A 17,705-nucleotide genomic window follows, 5' to 3' on the forward strand; every position below is an offset into this window, starting at 1 on the left:
CCCCTTCCGGCCGATTTCGCGTACACTTACGGTTACGTAACCGTAAGTACCGTCTTGGGGGAGACGCCGAAGAGCCGAGGTATCCCACACGTGACGTCCACTCTCGAGAGTCCCCCCGTATCGGGCCCGAAACCGCTGCTCGGCCGCACGCGCACCACCGGTGAGCAGGTCGGGGTCTACCTGTTCGTGATCCTGCCGCTGGTCGCGCTGGTCGCGGCCGTGCCGTTCGCCTGGGGCTGGGGCCTGGGCTGGTCGGACGTGGTCATCGGACTGGTGTTCTTCACCATCAGCGGGCTCGGCGTGACCATCGGCTACCACCGGCTGTTCACCCACGGCTCGTTCCGCGCCAAGCGCGGGCTCAAGATCGCACTGGCCGCCGCGGGCGGCCTCTCGGCGCAGGGCTCGGTCATCGAGTGGGTCGCCGACCACCGCCGCCACCACGCCTTCTCCGACCGCGAGGGCGACCCGCACTCCCCGTGGCTGTTCGGCACCGGCCCGGTCGCGCTGGCCAAGGGCTTCTGGCACTCGCACATGGGCTGGCTGTTCAGCCGCGACCGCACCAACATCGAGCGCTTCGCCCCCGACCTGCAGGCCGACGCCGACCTGCGCAAGGTCGACCAGCTGTTCCCGGTGCTCACGGTGGTCTCGATGCTGGCGCCCGCGCTGATCGGCGGCCTGGTGACCTGGTCGTTCTGGGGCGCGCTGACCGCGTTCTTCTGGGCGGGCATCATCCGCGTCGCGGTCCTGCACCACGTGACCTGGTCGGTGAACTCGGTCTGCCACATGATCGGCGACCGCCCGTTCAAGTCCCGCGACCGCGCCTCGAACTTCTGGCCGCTGGCCATCCTCAGCTTCGGCGAGTCCTGGCACAACAGCCACCACGCCGACCCGACCTCGGCCCGGCACGGCGTCCTGCGCGGCCAGCTCGACATCTCGGCCCGGCTGATCTGGCTGTTCGAGAAGGCGGGTTGGGCGACCAACGTCCGCTGGCCCACCCCCGAGCGCATCGCCAAGCTCCGCGTCGAGAGCTGACCCCGACCTCGCTCGGCTGCCCCTGGACCACGCCCCGGTCCAGGGGCAGTTCCGACTCAGCACCACCTTCGGGTGAAGCCCTCTAGCCCCTCTGGACGTTGACATCTAGGGGGGCTAGAACAGCCTGGTGGAGGGGACTTCCCATCGGGCGACCGCGAGGCGCGAGGGCAGGTTCTGGGTCGTGGAGGTCGACGGGGTGGGCGTGACCCAGGGCCGCACAGCCCAGGAGGCGCGTGCGATGGCTGGCGACCTGGTCGCCGCGATGCTCGACCGCCCGCTCGACCAGGTCCACGTCGACGTGGCCTTCGAGGTCGGCGGGATCGGCCCGGCCGAGGTCTCGGCGGTCAAGCGGGACCTCGAGGCGGCCGCGGCGGCCCAGGAGCGGGCGGCCACCGGCTCGCGGACCCTGGCGGCCAAGCTCCGCGCGGCCGGTCTCAGCGGGCGCGACGTCGCCGAGATCATGGGCGTCTCACCCCAGCGCGTATCGCAGCTCACCAACCGGCGCGCCACCACGACGCGCCGGATCCAGCCCGCGGATCCAGACCCCCAGAGCTAGTGGCCCAGGGCGGCGCGGATCTCGTTCTCCACGTCGGCCGAGGCCACGAACAGCAGCTCGTCGCCGCCCTCGAGCGGGTCGTCGGCCTGCGGCACGATCACCCGGCCGCCGCGCAGGATGGTGACCAGGGCGGCGTCGCGGGGCAGCTTCACCTCGCGGACCGGGCGGCCCGCCCACGGGGTGTCGGCGGGCAGCGTCATCTCCACCAGGTTGGCCTGGCCCTGGCGCAGGGTCAGCAGCTGGACCAGCCCGCCGACGCTCACCGCCTCCTCGACCATCGCCGCGAGCACCCGCGGGGTCGACACCGCGACGTCCACGCCCCAGGCGCCGGTGAAGAGCCACTCGTTGGCCGGGTCGTTGACCCGGGCGACCACCCGGCGGACCGCGAAGACCGTCTTGGCCAGCAGCGAGACCACCAGGTTGACCTTGTCGTCGCCGGTGGCCGCGATGACGCAGTCGCACAGCTGCAGCCCGGCGTCCTCCAGCGAGGACAGCTCGCAGGCGTCGGCCAGCACCCACTCGGCCTGCTCGACGGTGTGCGGTTCGAACTGCTTGGCCTCGCGCTCGATCAGCATGACCTGGTGGTCGCCGCCGATCAGCTCGGCGGCGATCGAGCGGCCCACGGCGCCCGCTCCGGCGATGGCGACCCGCATCAGTTCCCCTCCTCCGGCGCCTGCGCGGCGGCCGCTGTGACGTCGCTGACCGTGCCGGACAGGGCGGCGACGTAGACCTGGTCGTCGGCCTGGATCACGGTCTTGGCGGTGGGCAGCACGCCGGTGCCGAAGCGCATCACGAAGGCGACCCGGCAGCCGGTGGTGGCCTGGAACTCCTTGACCGTGTGGCCGATCCAGCCCTCGTTGACCGGGACCTCCAGCACCGCGACCTTGCCGGTGGGGTCCCGCCACGCCGAGGACACCCCGTCGGGCAGCAGGGTGCGCAGCAGCCGGTCGGTGGTCCACGGCACGGTGGCCACCGTGGGGATGCCCAGGCGCTCGTAGACCTCGGCCCGCTTGGGGTCGTAGATGCGCGCCACGACGTGCTCGACGCCGAAGGTCTCCCGGGCCACCCGGGCGGAGATGATGTTGGAGTTGTCACCGCTGGAGACCGCGGCGAACGCGGCCGCGCGCTCCACCCCGGCCTCGATCATCACCTGCCGGTCGAAGCCGGTGCCGACGACCTGCTGACCGTGGAAGTCCGCGCCGAGCCTGCGGAAGGCCTGCGGATCCTTGTCGATCACGGCCACGGTGTGGTCGAGCCGCTCCAGCGCCGCGGCCATGGAGGCCCCGACGCGGCCGCAGCCCATGATCACCACGTGCACGACCAGCCTCCTCGTTCCCGGTACGCGAGAATCGGACACCGCGTGACATGCGGTACCCGATCGTCGTGTGACACCGACGAACCTACCGGTGGTGGCGCGTAGCCGGTGATGCGACCGCCTACGCTGTGCGTCCGTGTCCAAGTTCTCCACGGCGGCGAAACGACTGGTGGTCGGGCGGCCGTTCCGCAGCGACCGGCTGGCGCACACGCTGCTGCCCAAGCGCATCGCGCTGCCGGTCTTCGCCTCCGACGCGATGTCCTCGGTGGCCTACGCGCCAGAAGAGATCTTCCTCATGCTGTCGGTGGCCGGGCTGTCGGCCTACACCTTCGCCCCGTGGGTCGGTCTGGTGGTCGTCCTGGTGATGCTCACCGTGGTGGCCAGCTACCGGCAGAACGTCCGCGCCTACCCCTCCGGGGGCGGTGACTACGAGGTCGCCACGGTCAACCTGGGCAAGCGGGCCGGGCTCACCGTGGCCAGCGCGCTGCTGGTGGACTACGTGCTGACCGTCGCGGTCTCGATCGCCTCCGCGGCGGCCAACATCGGCTCGGCGATCCCGTTCGTGGCCACCCACAAGGTCGAGTTCGCGGTGGTGGCGATCATCGTGCTCACCGCGATCAACCTGCGTGGCATCCGCGAGTCCGGGGCCGCGTTCGCCGTCCCGACCTACGCGTTCATGGCCGGGATCATGCTGATGATCGGCTGGGGCCTCTTCCGCGGCCTGGTGCTCGGCCAGGACATGCCCGCCGAGAGCGCGGACCTGCAGATCAACGCCGAGCACGGCGACCTCGCCGGGTTGGCGCTGGTGTTCCTGATCCTGCGCGCGTTCTCCTCCGGCTGCGCCGCGCTCACCGGTGTCGAGGCGATCAGCAACGGCGTGCCCGCCTTCCGCAAGCCCAAGTCGAAGAACGCGGCCACCACGCTGCTGCTGATGGGCGGCATCGCGGTGGTGATGCTGATGGGCCTGATCGTGTTGGCCCAGCTCACCGACGTGCGCATCGCCGAGGACCCGGCGACCCAGCTGGTCAACGCGCCCGCGGGCTACGAGCAGAAGACGATGGTCGCCCAGGTCGCCGAGGCGGTGTTCAGCGGTTTCCCGGCGGGCTTCTTCTTCATCACCATCGTCACCGCGCTGATCCTGGTGCTGGCCGCCAACACCGCGTTCAACGGCTTCCCGGTGCTCGGCTCGATCCTGGCCCAGGACCGCTACCTGCCCCGCCAGCTACACACCCGCGGCGACCGGCTGGCCTTCTCCAACGGCATCATCGGCCTGGCCGGGTTCGCCATCGTGCTGGTGATCGCCTTCGACGCCGAGGTCACCCGGCTGATCCAGCTCTACATCGTGGGCGTGTTCGTCTCGTTCACGATGAGCCAGACCGGCATGATCCGGCACTGGAACCGCAAGCTGGCGGGCGAGACCGACCCGGTCGAGCGCCGCCGGATGCGCCGGGCGCAGGCGATCAACGCCTTCGGCCTGGCGATGACCGGTTCGGTGCTGGTGGTCGTGCTGATCACCAAGTTCCTGCTCGGCGCCTGGATCGCGATCGCCGCCATGGCGGCCATCTACCTGCTGATGACCGCCATCCGCAGGCACTACGACCGGGTGGCCGACGAGCTGGCCAGGGCCGAGGGCGAGAGGGTCTTCGTGCTGCCGTCCCGGATCCACTCGATCGTGCTGGTCTCCAAGCTGCACCTGCCGACCCGGCGGGCGCTGGCCTACGCCCGGGCGACCCGGCCGGACGTGCTGGAGGCGATCACCGTCAACGTCGACGACGTCGACACCAAGCGGCTGGTGGCCGAGTGGGACAAGGAGGGCTTCTCGGTGCCGCTCAAGGTGATCGAGTCGCCCTACCGCGAGATCACCAAGCCGGTGCTGGACTACGTCAAGCGGGTCCGCACCGACAACCCGCGCGACGTGGTCACCGTGTTCATCCCGGAGTACGTGGTGGGCCACTGGTGGGAGCAGTTCCTGCACAACCAGAGCGCGCTGCGGCTCAAGGGCAGGCTGCTGTTCCAGCCGGGGGTGATGGTCACCAGCGTGCCCTGGCAGCTGGCGTCCTCGGAGAAGGTGGCCGAGCGCGACCTGGTCGCCCCCGGCGCCATCCGGCGCGGGCTCACCGGCAAGGACCGCGTGCCCGCCGACTCGACCAAGGACCCGAACAAGGATGTGCGCAAGTGAGTGACTGGACCGGCAAGCGGTTCGAGGTCGAGGTCGGCGCGGTCGCGCACGGCGGGCACTGCGTCGCCCGGGCGGAGGGCCGCGTGGTCTTCGTGCGGCACGCGCTGCCCGGCGAGCGGGTCGTCGTGGCGATCACCGAGGACAAGGGCGGCTCGTTCTGCCGCGGCGACGCGGTGGAGGTCCTGGTGGCCTCGCCGTCGCGGGTGGAGCCGCCGTGCCCGGTGGCCGTCCCCGGCGGCTGCGGCGGCTGCGACTGGCAGCACGCCGCGGCACCGGAGCAGCGGCGGCTCAAGGGGGTCGTGGTGGCCGAGCAGCTGAGCAGGCTGGCGGGTCTCACCTGGGACGTCGAGGTCGAGGAGCTGGCGGGCGGGCTGTCGCACTGGCGCACCCGCACCCGGCTCGCGGTCGACCGCGCGGGCCACGTCGGCTTCCGCGCCCACCGCAGCCACCGGGTGGTGCCGGTGGACGACTGCGTGATCGCCGCGCCGGGCACGGTGGACGTGCTGGCGGGCCGCGAGTGGACCCCGGGCGCGGAGCTGGAGGTGTCGGTCGACGCCACCGGGCGCACCCACGCCAGCGAGCTGCTGCCCGACAAGGGACGGCTGCGCAGCGGCAAACCGGTGCTCAAGCCGCACCGCGTGCTGGGCTCGTCGGTGGCCGTGGAACAGGCCGCCCGCCGCGAGTGGCGCCTGGACGCGCACGGGTTCTGGCAGGTCCACCCGGACGCCGCCGACGTGCTGGCCGAGGTGGTCGAGCAGTGGTCGGGCGTCACCGAGGGCGACACCGCGTGGGACCTCTACGCCGGGGTGGGCCTGTTCGCCGCGGTGCTGGCGGGCCAGGTGGGTCCACAGGGGACGGTCGTGGCGGTGGAGTCGGCCCGCCGGGCAGCCGAGGACGGCGCGGAGAACCTCGCCGACCTGCCGCAGGTGCGGGTGTTCGCGGGCAAGGTCGAGGACGTGCTGGCCTCCGGCGACCTGCCCTCGCCCGAGGTGGTGGTGCTCGATCCGCCGCGGAAGGGGGCTGGGCGGGCTGTGGTCGAGGCGATCGTGGCTCGGACGCCTGATCGGGTGGTCTACGTGGCCTGCGATCCGGCGGCGTTGGCGCGGGATGTGGCGTCGTTCGCGTCGCACGGGTATGAGTTGAGTCGGCTTCGGGCTTTCGACACGTTTCCGATGACGCATCACGTGGAGTGTGTGGCGCTGTTGACGCGTATGTCTGGGGCTGTCGAGTAGGGGCTGTTGAGGTTTCCCCGACTGCGGTCGCGAGGGTGGGCGCGTTTTCGCGTTGCCGTCTTCGTTGCCCGAGTTAAAGACGGGGGCTCGATCTAGTGAACTCACTTCGCGCGGGGCCCCTAGAGCACCGCGGTGGGGAAAAAGCGTGGGGTGAAGGGCATCCCCACCACAGGTCAAGTTTAGCGGTGCTCTCCCCCCACACGAAGCGAGTCCACTAGATCGAGCATCCGTAGCGGGGCCGCCGGTACCAGCGAGGTCGGCCTGCCGCTGCGGTACCAGCGGGTCGGCCTCACCAGCGGGGCGGCATTTCCGCTGCGGTCTGGTGGGGGCGGGATCTTGTCGCGTACCGGTCGGGTGGGCCTCTCCGCTGTGGTATCAGCGGGTCGGACTTCCTTTCCTCTTTCTCGTCCTGATTCCTTTCCTCCTTTTCTTCGCTCCCCTTTCTTTTTCTTCCCTCTTTATTTCCTGCTTCCTGCTGCCTCTCTCCCTGGCCTTATCTTTCGTCGGCCAGGCCTTTTCCGTTTGCTGCTCTTCTTTGTGGTTGGTGCGAGTGCCGGGCTAGTCCCGTTCTGGGTGTTCGGGGTGCCAGTCGGCCTCGGGTGTGTCCCGTGCTGGTGGGGGCTGTCGCCTGGGTGGCTGGTCTTGTGGCTGCCATCCGGGCTGTCCACCGCGTGGTGGGTACGGGTTCGGGCGGGGGCCGGGTGGGTTCATCGGGTGTGGGCCGGTCGGCGGGCCTGGGTGCTGCCTGCCGGTCGGCTGCTGGCCGCCGTGTCGTGGACCCGGTTGCTGTCGTGCGCCGGTGCCCCAGTCGCCCGCCGGCTGCCGGGGGTGTCCGGGCTGGTGTTCTCCCCCGGAGTGCCTGGGTTGTCTTGGCTGGTGCTCGCCGGTTGGCTGCCAAGGCTGTGCTGGGCGGTGTTCGTCGCCAGGTTGTCTGGGCGGTTGGGGTTGGTGCCCATCCCCGGCGTGCCTGGGCTGGTGTTCGTCCGGTGACTGCCACGGCTGGCTGAGCTGGTGACCTTCCGACGGGTGCCAGGGCTGGGTCGGCTGTTGTTCCGCCGGTGGGCGCTGCCGCGCGTGGCCGGGTGTGCCGTCCGGGCGCGGTCTGGGTTGTGAGCCGTCGGCCTGCTGCTGTGGTGGTGGTCCGGTGTGTCTGCCGGGCAGTTCCACCCCGTGCGGTGGGGTGTGCGCGGCCTGGGTCTCGGCGGAGACAGCTGGTGGTAGGCCCGCTCGGGCCCGGAACCAGTCCGGGATGAACTCCTCTGAGCGGGGGAAGGTTCGCAGCTCGTCGGCGAAGCCGATTGGTGGGGGGACGCGTCGCCAGGTGGGTTCGAGGTCGGGTTCGAACTCGCAGGTGAAGGCGCCGGGGGGTTCGATCTCGTAGGTGGCGCCGATCCAGGTGCCGCGGCCCGGGCGGTACATGCCCGCGCGGAGTTTGCCGAGGCCGTCGACCACCTCGGCCGGTGGGCGGGCCTGGCGTGGTGCGCCGTCCGGTCCGGTGATCACCAGGTCGACCTCGACGTGCCTGCCCGCGGCCCGGTACTCGGCGCGGACCCGTCGCCAGTCCGGGCCCGCCGCCCGGACCAGCGCGCGGCCGACCGCCCTGGTCAGCCGGTCGAGTTCCGCCTGCTCCAGCATCGGTCCCGGCTCAGTCACGACTGCTCCCGCGTGCCCTCGCCGCCCGTCCCCTAGACACAGCACTCCCCCTGTTCAACCCCCTGGTGTGCGGGGAACCCTACCGGGTGAATCGGGGGCGCACTCCTGGGTTGGGAGCGTTCACTCTCGCGTTGAACGACCCGAACGGGCGATCTTCGACACCCATCAGGGGGCCGATACCGGAATCCGGTAGCCCGATCGCACTCGTAGACTCGGTGGTAGCCGGCGCACGGCGGGAACCGGTCGAGATCAGGAGACCAGCCAATCGACGACAGGACGAGGTGACAACGCGGTGACCCTGCTGGATTCCGTGCACGGACCGGCCGATCTCCGGCGCATGACTCCCGACGAGCTCGACCGGTTGGCGGTGGAGATCCGCTCGTTCCTGGTGGACAAGGTCACCAGGACCGGTGGCCACCTGGGGCCCAACCTCGGGGTCGTCGAGCTCACCATCGCCCTGCACCGGGTGTTCGACTCCCCGCGCGACGGGTTGATCTTCGACGTCGGCCACCAGGGCTACGTCCACAAGATCCTCACCGGCCGCCGCGACGGGTTCGACGAGCTGCGCCAGCAGGACGGCGTCTCCGGGTACCCGTGCCGCGCCGAGAGCGAGCACGACCTGGTCGAGAACAGCCACGCCTCCACCGCCCTCTCCTACGCCGACGGCCTGGCCAAGGCCCACCAGCTGCGCGGCGAGCGGCGCAGCGTGGTCGCCGTGGTCGGCGACGGCGCGCTGACCGGCGGCATGTGCTGGGAGGCGCTGAACAACATCGCCGCGGGCACCGACCGCAGCGTCGTGATCGTGGTCAACGACAACGGCCGCTCGTACTCGCCCACCATCGGTGGGCTCGCCGACCACCTGGCCTCGCTGCGGCTGCGCCCCGGCTACGAGCGCGCCCTCGAGGAGGGCAAGCGGGTGCTGCGCGGCACGCCGGTCGTCGGCAAGCCGATCTACGCCGCCCTGCACGCGGCCAAGCGCGGGATCAAGGACGCGCTGAGCCCGCAGGCGATGTTCGAGGACCTGGGCCTGAAGTACCTCGGCCCGGTCGACGGGCACGACCTGGAGGCCCTGGAGGCCGCGCTGCGCCGGGCCAAGGACTTCGGCGGGCCGGTGATCGTGCACGCGGTCACCCGCAAGGGCAACGGCTACCCGCTGGCCGAGAACGACGAGCTCGACCAGATGCACCAGACCGACCCGATCGACCCGGTCACCGGCAAGCCGCGCAAGTCCAAGGGCACGGTGTGGACCTCGGTGTTCGCCGAGGAGCTGGCCGAGATCGGCGCCGAGCGCGAGGACGTGGTGGCGATCACCGCCGCGATGCTGCGCTCCACCGGTCTGGCCCCGTTCGCCGACCGGTTCCCGGACCGGGTCTTCGACGTGGGCATCGCCGAGCAGCACGCGATCACCTCGGCCGCGGGCATGGCGATGGCGGGCCTGCACCCGGTGGTGGCGATCTACTCGACCTTCCTCAACCGGGCCTTCGACCAGGTGCTGATGGACGTGGCGCTGCACCGCCAGCCGGTCACCATCGTGCTGGACCGGGCGGGCATCACCGGCCCGGACGGCGCCAGCCACCACGGCATGTGGGACCTGTCGATCCTGGGCGTCGTGCCCGGCATCCACATCGCCGCCCCGCGCGACGCGGCCACGCTGCGCGCGGAGCTGCGCGAGGCGGTCGAGATCGACGACGGCCCCTCGGTGCTGCGCTTCCCCAAGGCCACCGTGGGCGAGGACATCCCGGCCGTCGAGCGGGTCGGCTCGGTCGACGTGCTGCGCAGGCCCGCGCCGGGGGAGAACCCGGACGTGCTGCTGGTGACCGTGGGCTCGTTCGCCGAGCTGGGTCTGGCCGCCGCCGAGCGGCTGGCCGACCAGGGCATCGGCGTCACCGTGGTGGACCCGCGCTGGGTCGCCCCGGTGCCCGCCGAGCTGGCCGAGCTGGCCGCGGGGCACCGGCTGGTGGTCAGCGTGGAGGACAGCGGGCGGCACGGCGGCTTCGGCTGGGCGCTGGCCGCGCTGCTGCGCGACTCCGACGTCGACGTCCCGCTGCGCGACCTGGGCATCCCGAACGAGTTCCACGCCCAGGGCACCCGCGACGAGGTGCTCGTCCGGCTCGGCCTGACCGCCCAGCACGTCGCCCGCCGGGTCACCGGCTGGGCCTCGGACCTGATCGGCCAGACCGCTGGCTCGGAGGCGAGCGCGGTCGACTCCGCCTGAGGCGGAACGGGACCGGGACGCCCGGCGTCGCAAGATCGTGACTCGATCACTGCCGCTCGTCCTGGTCCTGGTCACCCTCACCGCCTGCTCGGCGCCGAGCGCGCGGTCCACGGAGTCCACGGTGCCGCCGTCGAACCCGTTGCCCGCGGTCGCCAAGACCGAGGTCCTGCACCGCCAGACCGGGTGGACGACGCCGCCCGCCGGGGTGCTGCACGCGCCGAAGGAGGCGTGGCGGACCCCGGTCACCAGCGGCCTGTTCGTGGTGGCCGACGGCGCCATCGTCACCGCTGCGGGCACGGAGGTCCGCAGGCTCGACCCGGCGACCGGCAAGCCGCTCTGGGCGGTGCCGGTGGCCTTCGTGGTCACCATGGTCTCCGAGCTGGACGGCGTCGTGGTGGTCGAGGCAGCCGACCACGCCGCGGTCGCGCTCGACCTCGCGGGCGGACGGGAGCTGTGGCGCGGCCTGCCGGACGCCAAGTCGGCCGCCCCGATCCAGACAACCCGCGACCTGATGCTGGTCTCCCGGGGTGACGACCAGGTCGCGATCGACCGGGCGACCGGCGCCGAGCGCTGGCGGACCGCCGACTCCGCCCGGGTCTCGGCAGGCCGGTTGGTCCGCCAGCACGTGGTCGACCCGTCGACCTGGTCCGTGCTGGACCCGGCGACCGGCAAGCCGCTGTGGACGCTGCCGCGCGAGCGCTTCAGCGACGCCGGTGCCGTCGGCGACGTCCTGGTGATCACCCAGGACGAGACCGGCTCGGTCGACTCGGCCGCCGGGCACGACATCGCCACCGGCGAGAAGCGGTGGCAGGTGCGGCTGCCGCCGGTGGAGCGGGCCGAGGTCAGCGCCCTGGACGAGGACACCGCCCTGATCACCGGCGGTTCGGCGTTCGCGGTCGTGGACGTGCGGGCCGGGAAGGTGCTGTGGCAGGACACCGGACTGGTGACCCCCGTCCGGGTCGACGGGGAGGCCCGCCTGGTGGTGCGCCGGGGCGAGTCGGTGACGCTGCACCGGGCCCGGGAACAGGCGCCGATGGTGCCGCCCGCGTCGCTGCCCGAGGTGAACTCCCCGGACCACGCCGACGGGGTGGTCTACCTCCAGGACTTCGACGTCCTGACCGCCTACCGACCGCAGGACCTCGGCGTGCAGTGGACCATGGCGCTGCCCGCGCCCTGGGCGGACGTCCAGGCCATCCCGAACGGGATCGTCACCCAGGACACCCGCTCCGGGGCGGGCGACCTGATCGCCTACCAGGGCTGAAACGCGTGCGCCCCCGGCCGCGTCGGAGCGGTATGACTCGATCTTGGTTGGCGGCCGTGCTGGCCGTGGTGACCCTCGCCGGGTGCGCTGCCCCGGACCGCCCTTCGACGGTGCGGACCCCGACCGGCACGCCGGGCCCGCTGGCGTCGCTGCCGACCACCCAGTTCCTCGATCCGGACCGCGGCTGGATCACGCCGCCCGCCGCTGCCCTGCGCGCGCCCGCGGAGCGCTGGCGGATCCCGGTTCGCGCGGGGCAGTACGCGGTGCGCGACCACCTGGTGGTCGTCGCGGACGGCGACTCGGTCCGCAGGCTCGACGCCGCGACCGGGAAACCGGTGTGGCAGGCGCGGATCACCGGCCTGCGGCTCCCGCTCGCGGTGGCCGTCGAGGCAGACGTGGTGGTGCTGACCAGCACGGACCCCACCGATCACGGCATGGTGGTGCTCACCGGCGGCAACGGTGTCGAACTGTGGCGCGCGCCCGGCTCGCCTTCGGTCGGACCCGTCGTCGCGACCGAGACCCTGCTGCTGGTGGCGGTCGGCGAGGGCACGATCGCCATCGACCGGTCTACCAGCAAGGAGTTGTGGCGGTCCCCGGTGCGCGTCCGGCTGTCCGGCACCGTGCTCTACGGCGTCGACACGGCGCGCCAGTCCTGGGTCGTCCTCGACCCGGCCACCGGCGCGATCCGGTGGCGGGTGCCCTACACCGAGGACGACCAGGTGACCACGACGAAGTGGCTGTTCGTCGTCCTCGTGCCCGGCCGGGAGAGCTACGCGCTCACCTCGTACAGCCTGAGCACCGGGGCCCAGCAGTGGCGCAGCACGGGGCGTGGTCGCAAGTTGACCGAGCCGCGGCTGATGACCGTCGACGAGACGACGGTCGTCGTGCTGGACCCCGTCATGGTCGACTTCCTCGATGTCGGCCGGGGCACGTCCCTGCGCCCGGACCTGACCGGCCGGACCCCGGTGCTGGTGCGGGTCGCGGGGTCGGCCTACTTCGCGCAGGACATCGCGCGGACGCTGAACCTGTGCAAGACACCGACCGCCGCGTCGCCCTCGACCTCCACCGCGGCGTGCCCGACCGCCTCGATGCCCGCCAAGTACACCGCGGTCGAGGCGAGCGGCGCCCGCTACCTGCGGACCGGGGACAACGTCATGGCCATGCGCCTGCCGGACCTGGGCGCGCAGTGGGGCATCTCGGTGCCCGCCGACAACCGGGTGCTGACACCGATCCCGAACGGTTTCGTGCTGCACGAGGCCAGGGGCGACACCGAGCTGGTCGTCTACCTGGGCGCCTGACTCACACCGGCCGGGTCGTCCCGTAGGCCTTGCGGGTCACCTGCTTCTCGAAGTCGGCGCGCTGGGCGCGGTCGAGCGTGCGCGGCGCGCCCAGCGACGAGGCCCGCCAGTACAGCTCGCACCCCCACTCCAGCAGGAGCGTGCGGGTGACGGCGGTGTCCAGGTCCGCGCCGTGGGTGATCCCGCCGTGGTTGGCCATCAGCGCGGCGGTGTGGCCCTCCAGCACGTCCAGCACCACCTCGGCCAGCTCCGGCGTGCCGAAGGTGCGGTAGGGCGCCACGGGGACGGTGCCGCCCAGCTCGATCAGCTGGTAGTGCACGCAGGGCAGCTCGTCGAGCACCAGCGACATCGCGGTGGCCATCGGGGCGTGCGTGTGCACTACCGCGCCCGCCCGGTAGCGGCGGTAGACGCCCAGGTGCAGGTCCAGCTCGGAGGTCGGCGCGAGGGTGCCGTCGACTACGGCGCCGTCGGGGTCGACGACCGTGACCAGCTCGGCGCGCAGGTCCGCCAGGCAGGCGCCGGTGGGGGTGACCGCGATGAGGTCGCCCTGCCGGGCGCTGACGTTGCCCGCGGTGCCCAGGACCAGGCCCGCGGCGGCCAACCGCCGGGACTGGGTGGCCACCTGTTCGCGCAACGACCGCAGCATCATGGGGTCGATCATGCCCAATCCGGGTGTCCGGTTGGGTGGTGTGGCACCGTTGGGGGGTGCGGATTCTGATCGTGGAGGACGAGGAGCCCCTCGCCGAGGCCGTCGCGCGCGGCCTGCGGCGCGAGGGCATGGCCGTCGACATAGCCCTGGACGGTGACGAGGGGCATGAGAAGGCGACCGTCACCCGGTACGACGTGGTGGTCCTCGACCGCGACCTGCCCGGCATGCACGGCGACCAGCTGTGCCGCGAGATCGTCGCGTCCGGGGCGCTGACCAGGGTGTTGATGCTCACCGCCAGCGACGCGGTGGCCGACCGGGTCGAGGGCCTTTCGCTGGGCGCCGACGACTACCTGGCCAAGCCGTTCGCCTTCCCCGAGCTGGTGGCGCGGGTGCGCGCGCTGGCCCGGCGGGCGACCCCGGTGACCCCGCCGGTGCTGGTGGCGGGCGACGTGGCCCTGGACCCGGCGCGGCGCACGGTGTCGCGGGCGGGCAAGCCGGTGGAGCTGACCCGCAAGGAGTTCGGCGTGCTGGAGGTGCTGCTCGCCGCGCGCGGGTCGGTGGTCAGCAGCGAGGAGCTCCTGGAGCGGGTGTGGGACGAGAACGCCGACCCGTTCACCACCACCGTCCGGGTGACGGTGATGACGCTGCGCAAGAAGCTGGGTGACCCAGGCGTGATCGACACCGTGGTGGGCTCGGGCTACCGGGTGCCCGCGTCCACCGGTGAGCCGGGCGCCGCGGGGTGACCGATCGCAGGCGCGGGCCCGGCCTGCGCGCGCGGATCACCCTGCTGGCCACCAGCCTGGTCGCGGTGGTCAGCGTGCTGCTGCTCTGGCTGGGCTGGCTGCTCGCGGGCCGGGTGGTGACCTCGGTGCCGTCGCTGCCCGCGGGCACGACGGTGGTGGTCGGCGGCGTGCGGGTGCAGGCCGAACAGCTGGCCGACGCCCTGGCCCAGGACGCCAGGGACCGCCTGCTGCTGGCCGGGGCGGTGGCCTTCGTGTGCGTGCTGGTCGCCACCGCGCTACTCGCCTGGGCGATCACCGGTCGGGTGTTGCGACCACTGCGCGAGGTCACCGCGACCGCGCACCGGCTGTCCGTCGAGTCGCTCGGCGAGCGCATCGGCCACCAGGGCGCCCGCGACGAGGTGGCCGAGCTCGCGGACACCTTCGACGCGATGCTGGACCGGCTCCAGGCCGCGTTCTCCGCGCAGCGCCAGTTCGTCGCCAACGCCAGCCACGAGCTGCGCACGCCGCTGGCGGTGATCCGGACAGAGCTGGACGTCACCCTGGCCGACGCGGACGCGGACACCACCGAGCTGCGCCGGATGGCCGATGTTGTCCGCGCCGCGACGCTGCGGGCGGGGGAGCTGGTGGAGGCGCTGCTCGTACTCGCCCGCACGGACGGGCTGGGGGTCGGCGTCGCCGCCCCCGTCGAACTGCCGACGGTGGTGGCGGGCGCCTGGCGCTCAACCCGTTCGGAGGCCGAGCGCAGGCGGATCACGGCGCGCTTCTCCGAGGGCCCGGCGGTCGTCGTGGGCGACGCGGCGCTGCTGGAACGGGTCGCGGGGAACCTGCTGGAAAATGCGGTCCGCCACAACGTCGACGGCGGGTGGATCGAGGTGCAGGTCGTGGCGGGTCCACAGTGGACAACCCTGGCGGTGGCCTCGTCGGGGCCGGTGATCGCCGCTGAGCGGGTGGCGGAGCTGTTCGAGCCGTTTCGGCGGGGTGGGGTGGACCGGACTTCGCACACGGGGACGGGGTTGGGGCTGTCGATCGTGCGGGCGGTGGCTCGGGCGCATGGGGGGACGGCGGCGGCGGAGCCGGTTGTCGGTGGGGGACTACGCGTGACTGTGGCGTTCCCGGCTGTTTGAGCGTCTCTGCTTTCTCTTTCTCTCCCACTCCTTCCTTATTTTCCTTCTCGTCCCCTTTTCTTGTCTCTCATTCTGCCTTCTTCCCCTTCCCCTGCCCCTGCCCCTGCCTCTTCCCCTCCTCCTCTCCCTCCCTCTTTCTCATCTCTATTTATTTGCATCCTCAGACTTCCTCTCCTCTCCTCTCCTCTTCGGTTTTCCCCTCCCCTCTTCCCTACGCCGATTATGACTACGGCCGCTGGGTGTTTGTCAAGGCGGGAAAGATGCCTTGACAAACACCCAGCGGCCGTGTTTTGGCTGCGTATGGAAGCGAGGAGGGGGTGTGGGCGGGGGAGTTGTTGTGTTGTCCGGCTTCAGATTTCTTTTGGTCTGTCGGGTTTCCGCCTTTCTGTCTTTCTAGTTGTCGCGGCGGGTGGGTGGGTTGGGTTAAGGCTTTGCTAGTCGTCTTAGTTGTGCGGCTGTGTATTGTTTGGCTCTGCGTTGGCCGCCGCGTTGGGTGATGGCTGATTCCAGGGATAGGAGAATCCTGGCTATTCGTTCTGCGTCTGGGGTCCAGCCTCGTCTGATGCACTCGGCTAGCCAATCTGTGGGGCTTGTGTGGCCGCGTAGGCGGTTGCAGCGGGGGCAGGCTGCGATTTCGTTCTCCAGCCAGGATGGGCCGCCCTTGACCCTGGGGACCAGGTGGTCGGTGGTGGGTGCCGTGCGGCCGGACACGTCCGTGCGGCACCAGGCGCAGGTGGGGCCGTCGCGGGTGAGGATGACGCGCATTCGGTTGGCGCGGTTGAGTTGGGCTGTTGTCATGTGCCGGTGATTCGGCTGATCAGCCCCCGCGCGTCGATCGGCGCCCGGACCTTGAGGTCGTTGTCGAAGTACACGTGCACGTCGCGGCCGGGTGGTCGGTGTGGGGCGGGACTTGCCACGGTGTGGTTGGAGCGGACGTTCTTGCCGTCGCGCCAGGTGCGTACCTTTTGTGCCCAGGTGTCGAGGGCTATGTCGGTGTAGCCGCTGGCGTAGAGCTCCTTGTCGCCGTGCAGGCGAATGTAGACGAAGTCGGCGGTGACGTCCTCCAGGTACGGCCATTTGCCTGCCGTGTCCGCTACTACGAGCGCGACTCCCTTTTCCCGCAACAACTCCACGAACTCACCCACCGCGAACGCCGGGTTGCGCACCTCCATGGCGTGCCGGATGGGTCGGTCCTGATCGACTATCGTCCACTCGCGACCATCCATCCGGGCGTCGCGATTCCTTGCGGTTGCCGCCGCTTCCTCCGTGGTGCGGGGGAGTTGGTCGATGAACGCGGCGATCACGTCCGGCTCGTACTTGAAGTTCTCCGGCAGTTGCCACAGGATCGGTCCCAGTTTCGGCCCGAGTGCCAGCACGCCGGACGCGAAGAAGTTGGCCAACGGCACTTCGACGTCCCGCAACCGCTTCATGTGTGTGATGAAACGGCCGCCCTTCACCGAGAACACGAAATCCGCCGGTGTCTCCTCTCGCCACCGCTGGAAGCTCTCCGGCCGCTGCAGCGCGTAGAACGACCCGTTGATCTCCACCGACGACACCTGCCTGGACAGGTACTCCAACTCCCGCCGCTGGGCCAGGCCCTTCGGGTAGAACTGGCCCCGCCAGGGTGGGTACACCCACCCCGACGTCCCGATCCGCACGTCACCGGCCACGCCCCTATCGTGGCTGGTCCGCACCGGGTGTGCACGCCGGGCGCAGTCGCTCGGCCAGCCGTTCGGCGTCGAGCGGGGCGTGGGCGGACATGGTGTTGTCGAAGTAGACGAAGACGTCTTGTTCTTCGTGCCACTCGCGTACTCGGTCGGCCCATTTGTCCAGGGCCGCGTCGGAATAGGCGCTCTTGTACAGCTCGGTGTCGCCGTGTAATCGCAGGTAGGCGAAATCGGTTGTCTTCGCCAGCAGCGAGGGCCAGATCCCGGGGCTGTCGGCGATGACGAGGGCGACGCCGTGTTCGGTGAGCAGGTCGATGAACTCGTCGTTGGCGAAGGTGTTGTCGCGGACTTCCATGGCGTGGCGGATGTTGCGGGGCAGTCGGGTGAGGAAGTCGCTGACCCGGGCCTTGTCGTACCGCAGTGACGCTGGGGTTTGCCAGAGGACGGGGCCGAGTTTTCCGCCGAGTTCGAATACGCCCGAGTCGAAGAATTCGGTGAGTGGCTTTTCTGGATCGCGGAGGCGGTTCACGTGGGTGACTGTGCGCGGGCCTTTGATCGCGAAGACGAAACCGTCGGGCGTGATGTCGCGCCAGCGGTGGTAGTCGGTGGGTTTGCGGGGGCCGTAGAAGGTGCCGTTGACCTCGACGGTGGCCAACCGGCCCGCGAGGTAGGGCAGTTCCTCCCGTTGCGGCAGGCCGCGGGGGTAGTAGACGCCACGCCAGGGGGCGTAGGTCCAGCCCGAGGTGCCGATTCTGATCATCACCCCATCGTGGACGAGTTG

At 71.1% G+C, this 17,705-nt stretch carries 16 protein-coding genes; 9 read left to right on the plus strand and 7 right to left on the minus strand.

Annotated elements, in window-relative coordinates:
• The first annotated feature begins 90 nt into the window (after nucleotides 1–90).
• A complete protein-coding gene (locus tag QSK30_RS11750; RefSeq protein ID WP_285502164.1) occupies nucleotides 91–1,032 on the plus strand; it encodes an acyl-CoA desaturase in 942 nt (313 codons plus the stop codon).
• 127 nt (nucleotides 1,033–1,159) lie between these two features.
• On the plus strand, nucleotides 1,160–1,588 hold the full coding sequence (locus QSK30_RS11755) for a helix-turn-helix domain-containing protein (protein WP_285502167.1): 429 nt from the start codon (nucleotides 1,160–1,162) through the stop codon (nucleotides 1,586–1,588).
• Here QSK30_RS11755 and QSK30_RS11760 read toward each other — a convergent pair.
• Nucleotides 1,585–2,241, minus strand: coding sequence for a potassium channel family protein (locus QSK30_RS11760; RefSeq protein WP_285502169.1), 657 nt, complete (start codon nucleotides 2,239–2,241; stop codon nucleotides 1,585–1,587). The genes QSK30_RS11755 and QSK30_RS11760 overlap by 4 nt on opposite strands.
• Entirely contained in the window at nucleotides 2,241–2,906 is a 666-nt protein-coding gene (locus QSK30_RS11765) for a potassium channel family protein (RefSeq protein WP_285502171.1), read from the minus strand. Before QSK30_RS11765 ends, QSK30_RS11760 begins: the two co-directional genes overlap by 1 nt.
• A 133-nt stretch (nucleotides 2,907–3,039) precedes the next feature.
• On the opposite strand from QSK30_RS11765, the gene QSK30_RS11770 reads away from it, so the two are divergent.
• Nucleotides 3,040–5,082 carry an APC family permease gene (locus QSK30_RS11770; protein ID WP_285502173.1) on the plus strand — a complete coding sequence of 681 codons (2,043 nt, stop codon included), beginning with the start codon at nucleotides 3,040–3,042 and terminating at the stop codon, nucleotides 5,080–5,082.
• Nucleotides 5,079–6,314, plus strand: a complete 1,236-nt coding sequence (locus tag QSK30_RS11775; RefSeq protein WP_285502175.1) for a class I SAM-dependent RNA methyltransferase — start codon at nucleotides 5,079–5,081, stop codon at nucleotides 6,312–6,314. The genes QSK30_RS11770 and QSK30_RS11775 overlap by 4 nt, the downstream gene beginning before the upstream one ends.
• A gap of 558 nt (nucleotides 6,315–6,872) precedes the next feature.
• Here the strand turns inward: QSK30_RS11775 and QSK30_RS11780 are convergent.
• Nucleotides 6,873–7,967, minus strand: coding sequence for a hypothetical protein (locus QSK30_RS11780; RefSeq protein WP_285502177.1), 1,095 nt, complete (start codon nucleotides 7,965–7,967; stop codon nucleotides 6,873–6,875).
• A 292-nt stretch (nucleotides 7,968–8,259) separates the two neighbouring features.
• Between QSK30_RS11780 and dxs the strand changes: the two genes are divergently transcribed.
• The 3 genes from dxs to QSK30_RS11795 are packed head-to-tail and all read left to right on the plus strand — an operon-like array spanning nucleotide 8,260 to nucleotide 12,741.
• Nucleotides 8,260–10,182, plus strand: a complete 1,923-nt coding sequence (dxs, locus tag QSK30_RS11785) for a 1-deoxy-D-xylulose-5-phosphate synthase (RefSeq protein WP_285502180.1) — start codon at nucleotides 8,260–8,262, stop codon at nucleotides 10,180–10,182.
• Nucleotides 10,183–10,219: 37 nt separating this feature from the next.
• Nucleotides 10,220–11,443: an outer membrane protein assembly factor BamB family protein gene (locus tag QSK30_RS11790; protein WP_285502181.1), complete on the plus strand. Its 1,224-nt coding sequence runs from the start codon at nucleotides 10,220–10,222 to the stop codon at nucleotides 11,441–11,443.
• A gap of 32 nt (nucleotides 11,444–11,475) precedes the next feature.
• Entirely contained in the window at nucleotides 11,476–12,741 is a 1,266-nt protein-coding gene (locus QSK30_RS11795; RefSeq protein WP_285502183.1) for an outer membrane protein assembly factor BamB family protein, read from the plus strand.
• A gap of 1 nt (nucleotide 12,742) precedes the next feature.
• Here the strand turns inward: QSK30_RS11795 and QSK30_RS11800 are convergent, their stop codons facing one another.
• Nucleotides 12,743–13,402, minus strand: a complete 660-nt coding sequence (locus QSK30_RS11800) for a class II aldolase/adducin family protein (protein WP_285502185.1) — start codon at nucleotides 13,400–13,402, stop codon at nucleotides 12,743–12,745.
• A gap of 44 nt (nucleotides 13,403–13,446) precedes the next feature.
• Here QSK30_RS11800 and QSK30_RS11805 point away from each other — a divergent pair, with 44 nt between their 5' ends.
• The gene (locus QSK30_RS11805) at nucleotides 13,447–14,133 is read left to right on the plus strand and encodes a response regulator transcription factor (RefSeq protein WP_285502187.1); all 687 of its coding nucleotides are present in this window, start codon (nucleotides 13,447–13,449) and stop codon (nucleotides 14,131–14,133) included.
• On the plus strand, nucleotides 14,130–15,257 hold the full coding sequence (locus tag QSK30_RS11810) for a sensor histidine kinase (RefSeq protein ID WP_285502189.1): 1,128 nt from the start codon (nucleotides 14,130–14,132) through the stop codon (nucleotides 15,255–15,257). Before QSK30_RS11805 ends, QSK30_RS11810 begins: the two co-directional genes overlap by 4 nt.
• 423 nt (nucleotides 15,258–15,680) lie before the next feature.
• On the opposite strand, the gene QSK30_RS11815 is transcribed toward QSK30_RS11810, so the two are convergent.
• Genes QSK30_RS11815 through QSK30_RS11825 form a run of 3 tightly spaced genes read right to left on the minus strand, consistent with a single transcriptional unit; the run spans nucleotide 15,681 to nucleotide 17,684 of the window.
• Nucleotides 15,681–16,055 carry an HNH endonuclease gene (locus tag QSK30_RS11815; RefSeq protein ID WP_352231564.1) on the minus strand — a complete coding sequence of 125 codons (375 nt, stop codon included), beginning with the start codon at nucleotides 16,053–16,055 and terminating at the stop codon, nucleotides 15,681–15,683.
• Complete coding sequence (locus QSK30_RS11820; protein ID WP_285502242.1) at nucleotides 16,052–16,909, minus strand: DUF72 domain-containing protein; 858 nt, start codon at nucleotides 16,907–16,909, stop codon at nucleotides 16,052–16,054. Before QSK30_RS11820 ends, QSK30_RS11815 begins: the two co-directional genes overlap by 4 nt.
• A gap of 22 nt (nucleotides 16,910–16,931) precedes the next feature.
• Entirely contained in the window at nucleotides 16,932–17,684 is a 753-nt protein-coding gene (locus QSK30_RS11825) for a DUF72 domain-containing protein (RefSeq protein ID WP_285502191.1), read from the minus strand.
• Nucleotides 17,685–17,705 lie beyond the last annotated feature (21 nt).

The organism is Actinokineospora sp. NBRC 105648, from assembly GCF_030269645.1.
Classification (GTDB): Bacteria; Actinomycetota; Actinomycetes; order Mycobacteriales; family Pseudonocardiaceae; genus Actinokineospora.